Raw genomic sequence first — 15,027 nt, forward strand, 5'->3', positions numbered from 1 at the left:
CAACATGGCTATTTTCAATCAGATACGCGTTATCAATCCGAAGATGTTTGTGGAAAGTACCTGGCTGGACGACATCGTCACCGCACGCGTGCCGCTGCTGGTGTTACGCAACTTTTTGACGCCAGAAGTGCGTGAAGCGGTGGTTGATGATTTGCAACAGTGCCGTGAACAAGTGCGCGTTTCGCATTATCCCAATGGCGCGCTGACCACGCTCGGTCCGTATCTGGCGAAACACACCGCTGCACCTGAAAACTATTTTACCGAGCTGCGTGATATTCAGCCTGCGCTGCCTTCATCGCTGCACGGCCTGCGTGACCAGATTTATCACTGGGTACAGCAGTCGCTGCGCCTGGAAAGCCTGCAAACCGCCAACGAACCAGAATTGGGTGATTACGCCGGTTCGATTGTGCGTTTCCACGCCAATGGCGTCGCCAATCCACTGCACAACGACAATATTGTGCGTGACGCCGCCGGCAGCGGATTGGCGGTGACGAATATCCTGCACCAACTGAGCTGCGTGGTGTGCCTGCAAGAGTGCAATGCTGGCGGCCAGCTGCGCATCTTCAACAAAAAGTGGCAGCCGGTGGATGAATGCTACAAAACACCCGGCGAGCTCGGCTATCAAACCGGCGTGATTGATCGCAGCGAAGTATGCGAATTTTCCCCACGTAGCGGCGATATCTACCTGTTTAATCCCGCTTTTTATCACGAGATTGATCGCGTGGAAGGCGACACGCGTATCACCATGGGCTTCTTCTTTGGCCTGACCGACAAAAAAATGAAACACGCCATCGCCTGGAGCTAACGCCAGGTTTTTTGACGAGGAGACGAGCATGAATACCTATGAAAAAGTCACTGCCCTGCTGGATCAACATCAAGCCCACTATCGCGTAGTGGAGCATGAAGCGGTCGGTCAAACCGATCTGATCAGTGAGATTCGCGGTAACGATCTCAATCAAGCCGCCAAAGCGATGGTACTGGAAGTCGCCATGCCGGATGGCGCGGAGGCGCGCTATCTGCTGGCGATTGTGCCGGGCGACTGCAAAATCAATTTCAAGAGCGCCGCACGCGCCATTGGCGGCAAGAAATCGAGCTTTGCCGCACCAGAAAAGGCGCAGGAATTAACCCAATGCATGATGGGCGCAGTGCCGCCATTTAGTTTTGATGACCGACTGGCGCTGCGCGTCGATTCCCGCCTGCGCGACGTCGGTACGTTGTGGTTTAACGCCGGTGCGCTGGAACGCTCAATTGCGTTAGACGTGGATGATTTCTTTGGTGTTGTCGGTGAAGAGTGTTGTGCCGAGATCGCTGTACCGGTGGCGGCAACTGCCTAAGCGGGAAGTAAGGAAGGTTTATGTCGGTAAAAGATATGTTGTTAGCGCTGTGCGTGGTGGTGGCGTGGGGCGTGAATTTTGTGGTGATCAAGCTGGGCTTGCAGGATATGCCGCCGTTTTTGCTGGCGGGATTACGTTTTAGCCTGGTGGCTTTTCCGGCGATCTTTTTCGTCAAACGTCCGGCGATTCCGCTGCGCTGGCTGATTGTGTATGGCATGACCATCAGCTTTGGTCAGTTCGCCTTCTTGTTCCTCGCCATCAAACTCGGCATGCCAGCCGGTTTGGCATCGCTGGTGTTGCAGGCGCAGGCATTTTTCACCCTGCTGCTTGGCGCGTTGTTCCTCGCGGAGAAACTGCGCTGGAATCATATCGCGGGGATGCTAGTGGCAACGCTCGGCATGTTTATGCTGGCCACCGCCGGTATGGAAGGCCAAACCACCGCGGGCATCACGCTCACCACCATGATGTTAACGTTGGCGGCGGCGCTGTCGTGGGGTTTAGGCAATATCACCAACAAGATCATTTTGCGTAATCGCAAAGTGCCGGTGATGTCGTTAGTGGTGTGGAGCGCGCTGGTGCCGATTGTGCCGTTCTTCGCCTGTTCGTGGCTGTTTGATGGCGAAACGGCGATTGTCATCAGCCTGATGCACATCTCGCTGCAAACGGTGTTGGCGCTGATTTATCTGGCGTTTATCGCCACCATCGTTGGCTATGCGATTTGGGGCAATCTGCTAAGTCGCTATGAAACCTGGCGCGTGGCACCGCTATCGTTGATGGTGCCGGTAGTTGGGATTCTCAGCGCGGCGCTGATTCTCGGTGAAACCTTGTCGATGCAGCAGATGATCGGCGTTTGCGTGATCATTGTCGGTTTGCTGGTGAATGTGTTTGGCGGCATGGTGAAACAGCGATTATTAGTGCGTACCTAACAAAAACGCCGCATTGCTGCGGCGTTTTTTTATCTCTACATCCTGATTACAGGATTTCGATGCGGCGTGGTTTCGCCTCTTCCGGGACGATGCGCACCAAATCGATGCTTAACAGACCATTCTCCAGTCGCGCATCGCGCACGGTGATGTGGTCGGCCAGCTGGAATTTACGTTCGAAGTTGCGCTCAGCGATGCCTTGATACAGGTATTTACGCTCCGGCTGCTCTTCCGGATGTGCGCCGCGCACCACCAGCATGTTGTCATGCGAGGTGATATCTAATTCGCTCTGGGCAAAGCCCGCCACCGCAATGGTGATGCGGTAGAAATTCTCATCCACTAACTCAACGTTGTACGGAGGATAGCCGCCATTGGCCTGGTTTTGATTGGTCTCAAGCAGGTTAAACAAACGGTCAAAACCAATAGCAGAACGATAAAGTGGAGAGAGATCAAAATTACGCATAAAAAGACTCCTGATAATCAGCAAGTTTAGGCAACCTTCCACCATGGACAGGTTGTTCAGTTATTGTTGTCCCTAGCGGCAACAGCAATGCGACTGTTCTCTAAAAATGGGTCCAGACCGGTCTCTTTCAAGGGCTAATCCGGTTTTTTTTGCAGCAATCCTGATGAAATGACATACACTCAGGGGATTATTCGCCTGCAATGCCAGACACAACCTTAGAGTTGTGCAGGTCAGGTGACACACTCCAGCCAGGGCCAAGCCATGACTGAAGGGATGATGAAGATGAATATGATGAAACGCTTTCCGCTCACAGCTGTGCTGATTTGCAGTGCTTTTGCCTCTTCGGGTTGCTCCAGCGTGATGTCGCACACGGGCGCTAGCCAAGGCTATTATCCCGGCACCCGCGCCAGCGCTGAGATGATCGGTGATGACAAAACCAGTTGGGCGATCAAGCCGCTGGCGATTATCGATTTACCGTTCTCAGCGGTGCTGGATACCCTTTTGCTGCCGTGGGATTACTTCCGCTCGGATAACAACTCCATTCACGATCGCGTATTGCAGAGCGAAAAAATGGCTGGCACCGAGGCCAGCCTGGCAACGGCCGCCTCTATGCCTGCGCAGCCGCATTAACGCTGAATAGCTGACGCCAGCCATCAACTTCGCGCATATAGGCGATCTGCTCCCCATCCGGCGACCACACCACTGCATCACCGGATGGCGCCTGATCGCTGCGTGCAGTTAAGCGCGTGCATTGCCCACTCGCCACATCACAACGCATCACACTGTTATCACAGATAAATGCCAGCGCGCTGCCGTCCGGTTGCCAGCTAAATGCCGACTGAATGCTGCTCGCCAGTTGCGTCACCTGGCGCGGTTTACCGCCGTTGGGGGAAACCGTCCACAGCTGCACCACACCGCGATCGTCCGCCAATAAAAAGGCGATGGCGCTGCCATCCGGCGAAGCGCGCAGCCAATGGCGCGGTTGTAACGCCAGGCCCGAGGTGTGCGTGATACGACGCTGCTGTACGCCGGCTGGTGGCGCAGGCAATCGGTCCGTTGTGCCCTGAATCGGCGCGACGCCTGATTTGGCGTAATCCGCTAGCGATGCGGGTAAATCGACCACGAACACCTCCGGCACTTTGTCACCCTTCGCCGCGCGCGTGTCGCCAATAAAGGCAATCGCCCAGCGCTGCCAACTGCCGTCGGCTTTTTGATAGCCTTGATTCCCAATCCAGCACTCTTCATAAGCGCGATCAATCTGGTCGCTGCCCGGCTGCGGATCGCGCTTTGTCTGGCTTACCAGCACGCAATAATGGCTGCCATCGTATTCACGTGGATGCTGTTTGGGCGGACAAACCGGATGCAGCGGCACCGCCACACCCACGTTGCGCAGGTCGTCGCGCGCATCCTTTTCATGCATCACGTGATCGTTGTAGGTAAAACTCAGCCGCGATCCGTCCGGACTAAAGACGTGCACATGCGAGCCACCGCGCAACGCGCCGGGCGTGTAGGGCGCGGTGATATCAAACGCATCAAGGTTTTCCGCATTGCCGTGCTGCACAATCACGCCGCGTCGATGGTGGAAATCGTAATGCCAATGCGCATCTGGATGTTCCGGGCCATGAATACAAACGTAGCGTGGCGGTAGATCAGGACTGACCGTGACGACACCAACATGTGCGCCATCGCGCGCCTGATACAGCACTTCAACCGCACCGCTGGCGACGTTGACACGTTCTATCGTCAAGCTGGTGAACGATGCGCCAGAAGGCCGCACATCAAACGCCAGCCACTGACTGTCGGCGGTCCAGACGTTGATGTTGGTGAGCTGGTGATTACGCGGGGCAAAGGTGAGTTGTTTTTCTGACATGCGGCAACCTTAGAGGTGACAGTTGCCGGATAAATTACGTGATTTGTTGGTGTGAATAAACCAGGTTGCGGTTATCAGCAAGGTCACCATGAATGGCGACCCTACGGATTGTGCATGCATTTCTTATCCGACGCGTTTTACATCGCCGACCAGCAGGATGTAAGACAGCGCGCCAATCAACGCCACAGCGGAGATATACACCAGCGCCGGAGCGAAACCATAATCCTGCGCCAGATAACCCACCACCAGCGGAACGGTGATGCCGCCGAGTCCGCCAACGAAGTTGAACATGCCGCCGGTCAAACCAATCAAACGTACCGGTGCGAGAGAAGAAACCAGCGACCAGGTAATTGAGGCGAAACCGTTGCCGAAGAAGGCGATGGCCATCAGCGTCATAATCCAGATCGGATCGTTGGTGTAATTGGCGCCCATGATGCAGGTGGAGATCAACAAGCCGCAGATGATGGGCGTTTTACGCGCAAAACCCAGTGAACGGCCGCTGCGCACCAGACGGTCGGCGACGATGCCCGACAGAATCACGCCAACAAACGCGGCGAGGAATGGCACAGTGGTCATGAAGCCCGCGGTCAGCGCGGCGATGTGTTTTTCCTGGGTCAGATAGTTCGGGAACCAGGTGAGGAAGAACCATAGCGTTGAGGTTACCGCGAACTGGCCAAGATAGACGCCGCACAGCTTGCGGTGGAACACCAGTTTCCAGTCGGCAGCAGTGAGTTTGGTGCGGGTTTTCTTTTCGCTCGGCGCATCACCATCGACCATTGCGCCGCCTTCGCGGATGTAATCCAGCTCGGCTTTGTTAATGCCTTTGCTCTGGCTCGGCGCTTGATAGAACTTAATCCAGATCAGCGACCAGATGATGCCAATTCCACCGGTGATGATGAACACCCAATGCCAGCTCAGCAGCTCCTGAATCCAGATCAGCAGCGGCGTGAGGAATGCTAAACCAACAAATTGGCCGGAGGTGTAGAAACCCACCGCCGATGCGCGCTCTTGCTCCGGGAACCAACTGGTGACTAAACGGTTATTGGTTGGGAACGCCGGTGCCTCAAAAATACCGGTGATGGCGCGCAGACCAATTAACGATAATAAGCCGGTGGCGAAACCCTGGAATAAGGTGGCGACCGACCAGCCAAAGATGGCAATAAAGTAGGTTAAGCGTGAACCAACACGATCGAGAAACCAACCGCCGGGAATTTGGCAAAGAGTATATAACCAGGCAAAGGCAGAAAATACATAACCCATTTGCGCTTTGCTAATCCCAAATTCTTCCTGAATATGCGCGGAAGCCACGGCTAAATTAGCGCGGTCAACATAACAAATCACCACGGTAATAAAGATCATTAATAGCGTGATATAACGGCGGCGCGTCGGTTTGGCGTGAACAGCTGAGAGATCCATGGTGTGTCTCCGTAATGATGCTGGTAGGGGCGAGCGTCAGCACGGGCGGGCCAAAAGCCGCCCCTACAAGCGCAAGGCAACGTTTTCGAATGTAAAACCGCGTTGGCGGTAAATAAGCCATGCCGGGAAAAAGGCTGAGTGAAGCCCTATGCCCTATTTCACCGGCATATCATGTTGTAAATCGTTATTTTTTCTAGCGGGTAATTATTACCATTCAGCTACACTGCCATCCGGGAAACGCCATAATGGATTGCGCCAATCTGGCGCATTTTTACTGCGCTCAATCACCAGCTCTTCGTTAATTTCAACGCCAAGACCCGGTTTATTTAAGGGATAGAAATGACCGTCATCCATTTTGAAATCATCTTTATTAATCACATAATCCAGCAATTCTGCGCCCTGATTATAGTGAATGCCCATGCTCTGTTCCTGGAACACCGCGTTGCGCGAAACGAAGTCAACGTGCAGACACGCCGCCAGAGCAATTGGACCGAGCGGGCAATGCGGTGCTAGCGCGACATCGTAGGATTCCGCCATTGCGGCAATTTTGTAGCACTCGGTGATGCCGCCCGCATGCGACAGATCCGGTTGCAGAATCGCCAGACCACCGGCTTCCAGCACGCGTTTGAATTCAAAGCGCGAGAACATGCGTTCGCCCGCCGCAATCGGAATGTGGGTTTGCGCGGCCAGACGCGGATAGTATTCCGCTTGCTCGGCCAGCACCGGCTCTTCGATAAACAGCGGACGATACGGTTCCAGCTCTTTAATCAGCACTTTCGCCATCGGCGCACTAACGCGACCGTGGAAATCGAGACCGAACTCAATCTCTTTGCCAAAGGCTTCGCGAATCTGCGCCACGGTATTTACCGCGTCATCCACTTTGCGTGCGTTGTCGATGATGCCCATCTCTTCGCAGCCGTTGAGCTTGAAGGTGTCAAAACCGATGGTGCGCAATTTCTTAATGCCATCAATGACATCGGCAGGACGATCGCCGCCCACCCAGCTGTAAGCTTTGATGCTATCGCGCACCAAACCGCCCAGCAGTTGATAGACCGGCACACCCAGCGCTTTGCCTTTGATATCCCACAACGCCTGATCGATACCGGCGATGGCGCTCATTAAAATCGGGCCGCCGCGATAGAAACCGCCGCGATACATCACCTGCCACAAATCGTTGATACGCGCCGGATCCTGACCAATCAGGTATTCCGATAATTCGTGTACCGCCGCTTCTACACTGCGCGCGCGACCTTCGATCACTGGCTCGCCCCAGCCGACAATGCCTTCGTCAGTTTCGATTTTCAGGAACATCCAGCGCGGCGGCAGGCGATAGGTGGTGAGTTTGGTAATTTTCATTTTACAGCGTCCTTATATGCGGCAATAAATGCGCGAGCCTGTTCCACAGTGCGCGACAACGGTTGACCAGCGCGATACAAATCACTGCCTAAACCGGCACCGACGCAGCCTGCGGCAATAAATTCATGCAGGTTTTCCGGTGTTACGCCGCCGACCGCAAACACCGGCACTTCTGGCGGCAACACGGCTTTCAATGCTTTGATGTAGCCCGGACCAAACGCTGACGACGGGAAGATTTTCAGCGCCTGCGCACCCGCCTGTAAGGCGGTGAAGGCTTCGGTGGCCGTCGCGCAACCGGCGGCGACAATCATGCCTTTGGCCACCGCCTGACGGATCACCGCGGCATCAGTATTTGGCGTTACCACCAGCTTGCTATTCAGTCCGGCCAAGGTATCGACCTGCGCCGGATTCAGTACCGTGCCCGCACCAATCAGCGCTTGATCGCCGAAGGTTTTTACCGTCGCACCAATGCTTTTTTCCCATTCTGGTGAGTTGAGTGGGATTTCAATCGCGTCAAAACCCGCTTCAATCAGCGCGCCAACGTGCGCTTCCACTTCATCCGGCGTGATACCGCGCAGGATGGCAATCAGTGGCACTTTAGTTTGCCAGGACATTCGCAATACTCCTTATTCCATGCTGGAACGCGCGATCGCCTTCCAGCGTGACTGAATCCAGGCCGATAAATTGCAGCGCCTGCTGATAACGTTGTGCCAGCGCGCTACCTGCAATAATGGTGATCGGTTGGCTGGCGGCGGCGTGATGTTTGGTCATCAGCGCCACTTCATGACCGATTAACAAGCCGGAAAGGAAGTCGCTGATATGGCGACGATCGCGTGCACCCAGCACATGCGAGGCGCGCACTTCAAACAGGCGGGAGAGAATTGAGTTGTCGTTGCTACCCACCTGTAAACCCTCGCGGAAAGCCGCTGAGTTATCTTCCTGCGGCGGTAATCCGGCGCCAATCAGCGATTGTTTCAGCAACAGATGATGCAGTTCACCGGTCATAACAGTGCGGAAATCCAGCACGCGATCGTGCTCAACCTGCACCCATTTCGCATGTGTGCCCGGCATCACATACAGCGGCGCGGGTTGTAGCGTAACGGCGCCTAGCAATTGCGTCTCTTCGCCGCGCATAACGTTGTAGTTGTCAACACGTTCGACGCTCAATCCCGGCACGATCCATGCTTTATCGTCAACGCGCGTTAAGCGGCTGCCGATTTCATTTAGCGCTACCGGACACGATAAATACGGCACCGATAGCCAACCAGCATTGCTGCCGACCATGCCCGCCATCACCACCGGCACATCGTTCACCGGCCAGCCGTCGGTAACGCTGACAAAAACCTCGGCGGGCGTGCGATCGCCAAGACGCGTTACGCCCGCTTCCGAACGGCGCTCATCCACGCAGATGCCGGCTTGATAATGCCAGGCGCGCAGGTTGGTTGAGCCCCAATCAATTGCGATATAGCTACTCACATAATCTCCTTGAGTCGTGCCGTTGAGCTGGCAATCATCGCTTTGGCTGCCTGCTCCGCGACATCGCCATTCTGGTGGCGAATGGCATCGAACAGCGCCTTATGTTCGGCTAACGTGCGCGGCATGTTGCCTTCATCTGCCATATAGGTTTGAGCAAACACCGCTTTTTGTAGCTGGCTGATCGCCACATTCAGCTGCTGCAAAACCGGGTTGTGCACCGAATTCAGCACCGCTTCGTGGTAGCGAATATCCGCTTCGTTAAAGGCTTCGCGATTGAGGTGATTGGCAACCATGTCGTTGTAGGCCAGTTCAATCGCCGCTAAATCGCCGGAAGTGGCGCGTTCCGCTGACCAGCGCGCAATCTGCGGTTCCACCAGCACGCGCACTTCGTTCATCGCCGCGATTAAGCGCGGGTCTTGATCGTGTGCCAGCGCCCACTGCAATACGTCACTGTCGAGGTAGTTCCACTGGTTACGCGGCGTGACGAAGGCACCGCGATAGCGTTTCATCTCCATCAGGCGTTTCGCCATCAGCGAGCGATAGACTTCACGAATGATGTTGCGCGAGGTTCCAAAGCGTTCACACAGTTCTGCTTCAGCGGGCAATGCTGCGCCAGGCACAAACTTCCCTGCGACGATCTCTTCACCCAACGTCAGGATGATGCGCTCGGTTTTGCTTAAATGTTGTTGCGTCATGATGTTCCATTCAGTGATAGGCAATAACGCATCAGATTACTGCTTTCATACAACGAAGCCTAACTGATGCAGATTGTAGTACCATTAACTTTAGTTGTACTACAATGTGGATCACAAAACAGACAATCGGTGCGTTATTGCGATGAACAATAGGTTGAGAGATTTTTATTGGATGGGTGCGTTTTGGTCACCATAAATGGCGACCCTACGATGAACGGTGAGTTTTTGTAAGGTCGCCATTGATGACGACCCTAAGATTTTCGTGGATTAGAACGGTTACAGCACCAACTCTTCAATAGCGTGCGCTACACCATCTTCCATGTTGGTTTTAGTGATGAACTGCGCAATTTTCTTCACGGAATCAATGGCATTGCCCATCGCGACGCCGGTTCCCGCATATTCAATCATCGCCAGATCGTTTTCCTGATCGCCAATCGACATCACTTCTTCACGCGCTAATCCCAGCTTATCAGCCAGCATCTTCACGCCTTGTCCTTTATTCACGCGTGAATCGAGGATTTCGAGATAGTACGGCGCGCTTTTCAGGATGGTGTAATTATCACGCGCCTGCTGCGGCAAGCGCTGAATGGCAGAATCCAGCAAATCTGGCTTGTCGATCATCATCAATTTCGGGAAACGTGTGGCGCGATCCATCTCCTCAACTGAGCGATAACGCACCGGAATGCCGGTTAAGCTGGCTTCGTGAATGGTAAATTCGCTGATGTCTTTGTTAGGCGTATAGAGGAAGGATTTGTCGAAGGCCTGGAAGTGCACGCCGAGATCGCGCGCCAATTGTTCGACATAGAGATAGTCATCAAAACCCAGGGTGATTTCCGCCACGCATTCGCCATCATTGGCGCGATGCACCAGCGCACCGTTGTAGCTAATGCAATATTGCCCTTCATCAACCAGATCCAGTTCCATCAGATAACGTTGAATGCCAACGAACGGACGACCAGTGGTGAGCACCACCATGACGCCTTTTTGATGCGCACGCGCAATGGCCGATTTTACTGCCGGAGTGATTTCATGCTGCGGATTGAGCAGCGTGCCGTCCATATCGATTGCAACCAGTTTTATAGCCATAACGTCCTCGTTGAGTCAGGGTTTTGATCAATGCTAGCGCGATTCAGCTCACATTGACCAGTTTATCGCCTGACTTCAGACTTATTCCTAAGGCATAAAAAAAGCCATCACCGCAGTGATGGCTTTTCTACACAGGACTCTAGAGGACGATGTTAGTGGCTCATGGCGTCTTTTTTCATGCCCATTTCATCTTTCTTCATGGCATCTTTCTTCATGCCCATTTCGTCTTTCTTCATGGCGTCTTTCTTCATGCCCATTGCATCTTTGTGCATGGCGTCTTTCTTCATGCCCATTTCGTCTTTCTTCATGGCATCTTTCTTCATGCCCATTTCATCTTTCTTCATGGCATCTTTGCCCATGGAGTCTGCTGCATAGGCTACAGACATGGTCATCATTGAAGCGATAAAAGTTGCTACGATTACGTTTTTCATAGGGTGTTTCCTTACAGTTTTGGTTTATTAAAGGTGTTGGCGCCGAATTAGCGCAGCTTTTTAAGGGATCAGCTTCCGCCGAACCAGTTGTAGCCCTCGTCTTCCCAGTAACCACCGGTATAACGATTGGTTATTTCAATCACCTGAATATGCTTCGGATTCTTGTATCCCAGCTTGGTGGGAATACGGATCTTCATTGGGTAGCCATATTCAGGCGGTAAAATGCGTCCATCCCAGCTCAAGGCCATGATGGTTTGCGGATGCAACGCCGAGGCCATATCAATGCTGGTGTAGTAATCATCCGCACATTTGAAACTGACGTATTTAGCCTTGGTATCCGCGCCAATCAGTTTCAGGAAATCGGCGAAACGCACGCCACCCCAGCGACCAATCTCACTCCAGCCTTCAACGCAGATATGGCGGGTGATCTGATCGACTTGCTGCATGTTGTAGAGCTCAGGCAGCGTCCAACTGCGTTTGTCATTTACCAGGCCAGCAATCTCCAGACGCCAGTTGTCACCGTTGATTTGCGGGATATCTTCTTCACCGTAAAACGCGTTAAACGGAAAAGAGGGTGAGATCAGTTCCGCGCTGTATTCCGGCGACAAGTTGGCGGGATTAAACAGCCAACTTTGGACGCGATCGTTAAAGCTGGAAAATTTATTCAGCACTTTATCGACGTCAGGTTTATCACTGAGATCGCAGCCCGAGAGCATCACCACGCCACCGAGGGTTAAGCCCTGGCGCAAGAAACGCCGACGTGATGAGGAATCCAGTTGGCGCGCCAGCAATTGCTGCGCTTCCTTTACCAATGCGTCGGCATCGCCAGGCGAAAGATCGACATTTAACTTTTTCATTTCGCTCTCCTTAGCGTCCGCGCAGCATGGCAAGCAGGGTTTTTGGTACCAGCGCCACCATCAGCAAGTGCACCGCTACAAATCCCACTAGCGCCGCCATCGCATAAAAATGGATGTAACGTGCCGCTTCATAGCCACCAAGCAGATCGCGCAGCAGTCCAAATTGCACCGACTTCCATAACACCAGCCCGGACAGCACCAGCAGCAGGCAATCGACTATCACGAACAGATACGCCGCGCGCTGAACATGGTTGTACTGGCGCAGATCTGCGTGTGCCAATTTGCCCTTTAATGCGTTGAAAGCATCGTGCAGCAATCCGCCCGCACTTAGTGGCAGAAACTTCTTACTGAAACGTCCAGTAATGATGTTCATCGCCAGATACACCACGCCGTTAGCGGCAAAAATCCACATCGCGGCAAAGTGCCATTGCAGGGCGCCACCCAACCAGCCGCCGATGGTGATCTCGCCAGGAAATCTGAATTCAAACAGCGGCGAAGCGTTGTAAATACGCCATCCACTCATCGTCATAATCACAATGACTGCTGCGTTCACCCAGTGACAGATTCGTAGCCACCAGGGATGTACTACGGATGCGCATTGTGGTTTTTCATCCATCTGCATTTCCATGTAACGGGTTCCCTTAACCAAGTGAGGCCGCATTCTGCCGTGCGGCTTCTCAACCGGAGGACAAGAAATGTCTCAATACGCAATTGAGCCGATTCTCTGTTTACTTTCTATTGGGTTTGCTGCCGTCGGCGATTTCATCACTTTCCATCCATGTCTGGCCTCGCCGGCCAATCACTGAATGCTATTGTGGCGAATTGTTGTTCACCAAAGCCTCACGTCGAGTTAAACAAAATGTGAAACTTCCGAGGGGGTTTACGCGGTAACATTTATGGAATTCGTAATGCAGGGAAGAAAAATGACCGACGCAAAAAAGATACTTATCGTCGAAGATGACAGCGGAATCGCCGATGTTCTCCGCCTTAACTTTCAGGATGAAGGTTATGCCGTTACCCATGCTGCCGACGGAAATCTCGCCGTTCATCTGTTGGAAACACAACATTGGGATGCCTTGATTCTTGATTTGATGTTGCCCGGCATTGATGGGCTGGAAATCTGTCGCCGCGCACGCGCGATGAAACGCTACACGCCAATCATCATGATCAGCGCGCGTTCCAGCGAAGTACATCGCGTATTGGGATTGGAACTTGGCGCAGATGATTATCTGCCTAAGCCGTTTTCAGTAGTGGAATTGATTGCGCGCCTTAAAGCGTTGTTCCGCCGCCAGGAAGCGATGAACATGAATTCACGCATGGAAGCGGGTACCTTGCATCTGGATGCATTGATGATCGATCCAGTTGCGCGTGAAGTGTGGCTGAGTGAAAAGCCGGTAAGTTTGACGCCACGTGAGTTTGATTTGCTGTATCACTTCGCCAAACATCCGGGAAAAGTGTTCTCACGCCTTAATCTGCTTAACCAAGTGTGGGGCTATCAACACGACGGTTACGAGCACACCGTGAATACCCACATCAACCGTTTACGTTTGAAAATTGAAGCTAATCCTGCCGAACCGCACTACATCCTGACTGTGTGGGGCAAAGGCTATAAATTCTCGCTGCCCGCCAACTAGGTTTTTAATGATGAAACGCCTGACACTCAGCCAGCGCCTCGCTCTGGTTTTTGCTTCTTTGCTGTTGCTTTGCACGCTGTTGTCAGGCTGGATGCAGATTCGCGTTAACGCCCAATACGGCAGCGCGGTGGTGCAGCGCTTATCAGACGGACTGGCGCGCAGCATCGCCAGCCTCAATCCGAATATGATTGGTGAGAACGGTGTGAATTTACCGCTGATGAAGGCGTTGTTCAGCGATTTGATGGTGCTCAATCCCAGCGTTGAAGTCTATTTACTGGATGCTCAGGGCAATTTATTAGCAGATGCCGCTCCCCCCGCTCATCTCAAACGCACAAAAGTGAATCTGGCTCCCTTACAGGCACAATTACAGGGAGCCACATCGCCAATTTACGGCGATGATCCGCGCAATTTGTCGGAAAAAAAAGTATTTAGCGTTGCGCCACTTTCACTCAATGGTCATTTAGCCGGCTATCTGTATGTCATTTTGCAGGGCGAAAACTATCACCAGTTGGCGCAAGAAGCGCAACTCGACATCTTGATGCGCACCTCTTTATGGTCATCTTTGCTAGTCGTGTTATTTGGCCTTACGGCGGGCGCGGTGGCGTTTAGCTTGATCACCCGACCCATACGCCAGCTAACCCAGCATGTTAGCCAACTCGATCATCAAGACATGATAGCAATTAAGCAGCTGGCAGAGTTACCGCTGCCACAACCACATGAGAAAGATGAAGTGAGTTTGTTGCAAGGCGCCTTCATCGGCATGGCGCGACGCGTGGCCATGCAGTGGGAAAAGCTGGCTTATCAAGATCAGCTACGCCGCGATTTCGTCGCCAATATCTCACATGACTTACGCACGCCGCTCACCACACTGCACGGCTATCTGGAAACCCTGCTGTATAAAGGCGACAGTTTAAAATCCGACGAGAGCCAGCGTTATCTGCACATTGCGCTGTCGCAAAGCCAGAAAGTCAGCATGCTGGCGCAACAATTGTTTGAGCTGGCGCAGCTGGAATATGGCGTGATCAAACCCAATCGCGAAGTGTTCAGCCTTTCGGAACTGACTTACGATGTGATGCAGAAGTTTGAGTTGATGGCCAGTGCGCGCAATATTCGCTTCGTAGTGGATATGCCAGAACAGCTTTTACAAGTTAACGCCGATGTCTCAATGATTGATCGCGTACTGACCAACTTATTCGACAATGCCATTAAGCACACACCGGAAGCGGGCAGCATCGAAGTGACGTTGCGCAGCGCTGAAAACGAAGTGGAAGTCAGCTTGAAAGATTCCGGACCAGGCATTCCAGACGGCTTGCGTGCCACGTTGTTTGAACGTCCATCGGCGTTAACCCATGCCAGCACGCGCAAAAACAGCGGCGGTTTAGGATTGATGGTGGTGCGGCGTATTCTGCAATTGCACGGGCGCGATATTCGCCTGGACGATCGCGTATCCGGTGCCTGCTTCCGCTTTTCCGTCCCACGCTGAAAA

General features: G+C 53.2%; 17 protein-coding genes. 6 read left to right on the forward strand and 11 right to left on the reverse strand.

The annotated features are described in order from the left end of the window. The first annotated feature begins 4 nt into the window (after positions 1 to 4). The 3 genes from ACPUC7_RS15260 to ACPUC7_RS15270 are packed head-to-tail and all read left to right on the forward strand — an operon-like array spanning position 5 to position 2,260. A complete protein-coding gene (locus tag ACPUC7_RS15260; protein ID WP_494923559.1) occupies positions 5 to 805 on the forward strand; it encodes a 2OG-Fe(II)-dependent halogenase WelO5 family protein in 801 nt (266 codons plus the stop codon). A 28-nt stretch (positions 806 to 833) separates the two neighbouring features. Beyond that, positions 834 to 1,334 carry a YbaK/EbsC family protein gene (locus tag ACPUC7_RS15265; RefSeq protein ID WP_494923560.1) on the forward strand — a complete coding sequence of 167 codons (501 nt, stop codon included), beginning with the start codon at positions 834 to 836 and terminating at the stop codon, positions 1,332 to 1,334. Between the two features lie 20 nt (positions 1,335 to 1,354). Next, positions 1,355 to 2,260, forward strand: coding sequence for an EamA family transporter (locus tag ACPUC7_RS15270; RefSeq protein ID WP_343553097.1), 906 nt, complete (start codon positions 1,355 to 1,357; stop codon positions 2,258 to 2,260). 46 nt (positions 2,261 to 2,306) lie between these two features. On the opposite strand, the gene ibpA is transcribed toward ACPUC7_RS15270, so the two are convergent. Further along, positions 2,307 to 2,720 carry a small heat shock chaperone IbpA gene (ibpA, locus tag ACPUC7_RS15275; protein ID WP_494923561.1) on the reverse strand — a complete coding sequence of 138 codons (414 nt, stop codon included), beginning with the start codon at positions 2,718 to 2,720 and terminating at the stop codon, positions 2,307 to 2,309. 282 nt (positions 2,721 to 3,002) lie between these two features. Between ibpA and ACPUC7_RS15280 the strand changes: the two genes are divergently transcribed. Next, positions 3,003 to 3,350: a YceK/YidQ family lipoprotein gene (locus tag ACPUC7_RS15280; protein ID WP_494923562.1), complete on the forward strand. Its 348-nt coding sequence runs from the start codon at positions 3,003 to 3,005 to the stop codon at positions 3,348 to 3,350. Here the strand turns inward: ACPUC7_RS15280 and ACPUC7_RS15285 are convergent. The 10 genes from ACPUC7_RS15285 to ACPUC7_RS15330 form a co-directional block, all read right to left on the reverse strand. Further along, positions 3,328 to 4,590, reverse strand: coding sequence for a YidR family protein (locus ACPUC7_RS15285; RefSeq protein WP_494923563.1), 1,263 nt, complete (start codon positions 4,588 to 4,590; stop codon positions 3,328 to 3,330). The two genes, ACPUC7_RS15280 and ACPUC7_RS15285, sit on opposite strands and share 23 nt — an antisense overlap. A gap of 123 nt (positions 4,591 to 4,713) precedes the next feature. Continuing rightward, positions 4,714 to 6,006, reverse strand: a complete 1,293-nt coding sequence (locus ACPUC7_RS15290) for an MFS transporter (protein WP_343553094.1) — start codon at positions 6,004 to 6,006, stop codon at positions 4,714 to 4,716. A 207-nt stretch (positions 6,007 to 6,213) separates the two neighbouring features. Further along, positions 6,214 to 7,362 carry a galactonate dehydratase gene (dgoD, locus tag ACPUC7_RS15295; RefSeq protein ID WP_007893527.1) on the reverse strand — a complete coding sequence of 383 codons (1,149 nt, stop codon included), beginning with the start codon at positions 7,360 to 7,362 and terminating at the stop codon, positions 6,214 to 6,216. Beyond that, the gene (locus ACPUC7_RS15300) at positions 7,359 to 7,976 is read right to left on the reverse strand and encodes a 2-dehydro-3-deoxy-6-phosphogalactonate aldolase (RefSeq protein ID WP_494923564.1); all 618 of its coding nucleotides are present in this window, start codon (positions 7,974 to 7,976) and stop codon (positions 7,359 to 7,361) included. Before ACPUC7_RS15300 ends, dgoD begins: the two co-directional genes overlap by 4 nt. Continuing rightward, complete coding sequence (locus tag ACPUC7_RS15305; protein ID WP_494923565.1) at positions 7,960 to 8,838, reverse strand: 2-dehydro-3-deoxygalactonokinase; 879 nt, start codon at positions 8,836 to 8,838, stop codon at positions 7,960 to 7,962. The genes ACPUC7_RS15300 and ACPUC7_RS15305 overlap by 17 nt, the downstream gene beginning before the upstream one ends. Then, a complete protein-coding gene (locus ACPUC7_RS15310; protein WP_494923566.1) occupies positions 8,835 to 9,533 on the reverse strand; it encodes a FadR/GntR family transcriptional regulator in 699 nt (232 codons plus the stop codon). Before ACPUC7_RS15310 ends, ACPUC7_RS15305 begins: the two co-directional genes overlap by 4 nt. A 276-nt stretch (positions 9,534 to 9,809) precedes the next feature. After that, positions 9,810 to 10,619, reverse strand: a complete 810-nt coding sequence (gene yidA, locus ACPUC7_RS15315; protein ID WP_494923567.1) for a sugar-phosphatase — start codon at positions 10,617 to 10,619, stop codon at positions 9,810 to 9,812. A 152-nt stretch (positions 10,620 to 10,771) separates the two neighbouring features. Next, positions 10,772 to 11,050 (reverse strand): hypothetical protein, encoded by a 279-nt coding sequence (locus ACPUC7_RS15320; RefSeq protein WP_494923568.1) that lies wholly within the window; start codon positions 11,048 to 11,050, stop codon positions 10,772 to 10,774. A gap of 68 nt (positions 11,051 to 11,118) precedes the next feature. Beyond that, entirely contained in the window at positions 11,119 to 11,907 is a 789-nt protein-coding gene (locus tag ACPUC7_RS15325; protein ID WP_494923569.1) for a molybdopterin-dependent oxidoreductase, read from the reverse strand. Positions 11,908 to 11,917: 10 nt separating this feature from the next. Beyond that, entirely contained in the window at positions 11,918 to 12,529 is a 612-nt protein-coding gene (locus ACPUC7_RS15330; protein WP_494923606.1) for a cytochrome b/b6 domain-containing protein, read from the reverse strand. Positions 12,530 to 12,830: 301 nt separating this feature from the next. Here ACPUC7_RS15330 and ACPUC7_RS15335 point away from each other — a divergent pair, with 301 nt between their 5' ends. Together ACPUC7_RS15335 and ACPUC7_RS15340 are read left to right on the forward strand one after the other, a co-directional pair. Then, on the forward strand, positions 12,831 to 13,541 hold the full coding sequence (locus tag ACPUC7_RS15335) for a response regulator transcription factor (protein WP_494923570.1): 711 nt from the start codon (positions 12,831 to 12,833) through the stop codon (positions 13,539 to 13,541). Between the two features lie 10 nt (positions 13,542 to 13,551). Then, the gene (locus ACPUC7_RS15340; RefSeq protein WP_494923607.1) at positions 13,552 to 15,024 is read left to right on the forward strand and encodes a sensor histidine kinase; all 1,473 of its coding nucleotides are present in this window, start codon (positions 13,552 to 13,554) and stop codon (positions 15,022 to 15,024) included. Positions 15,025 to 15,027 lie beyond the last annotated feature (3 nt).

Source organism: Pantoea sp. CFCC18179 (assembly GCF_059412405.1).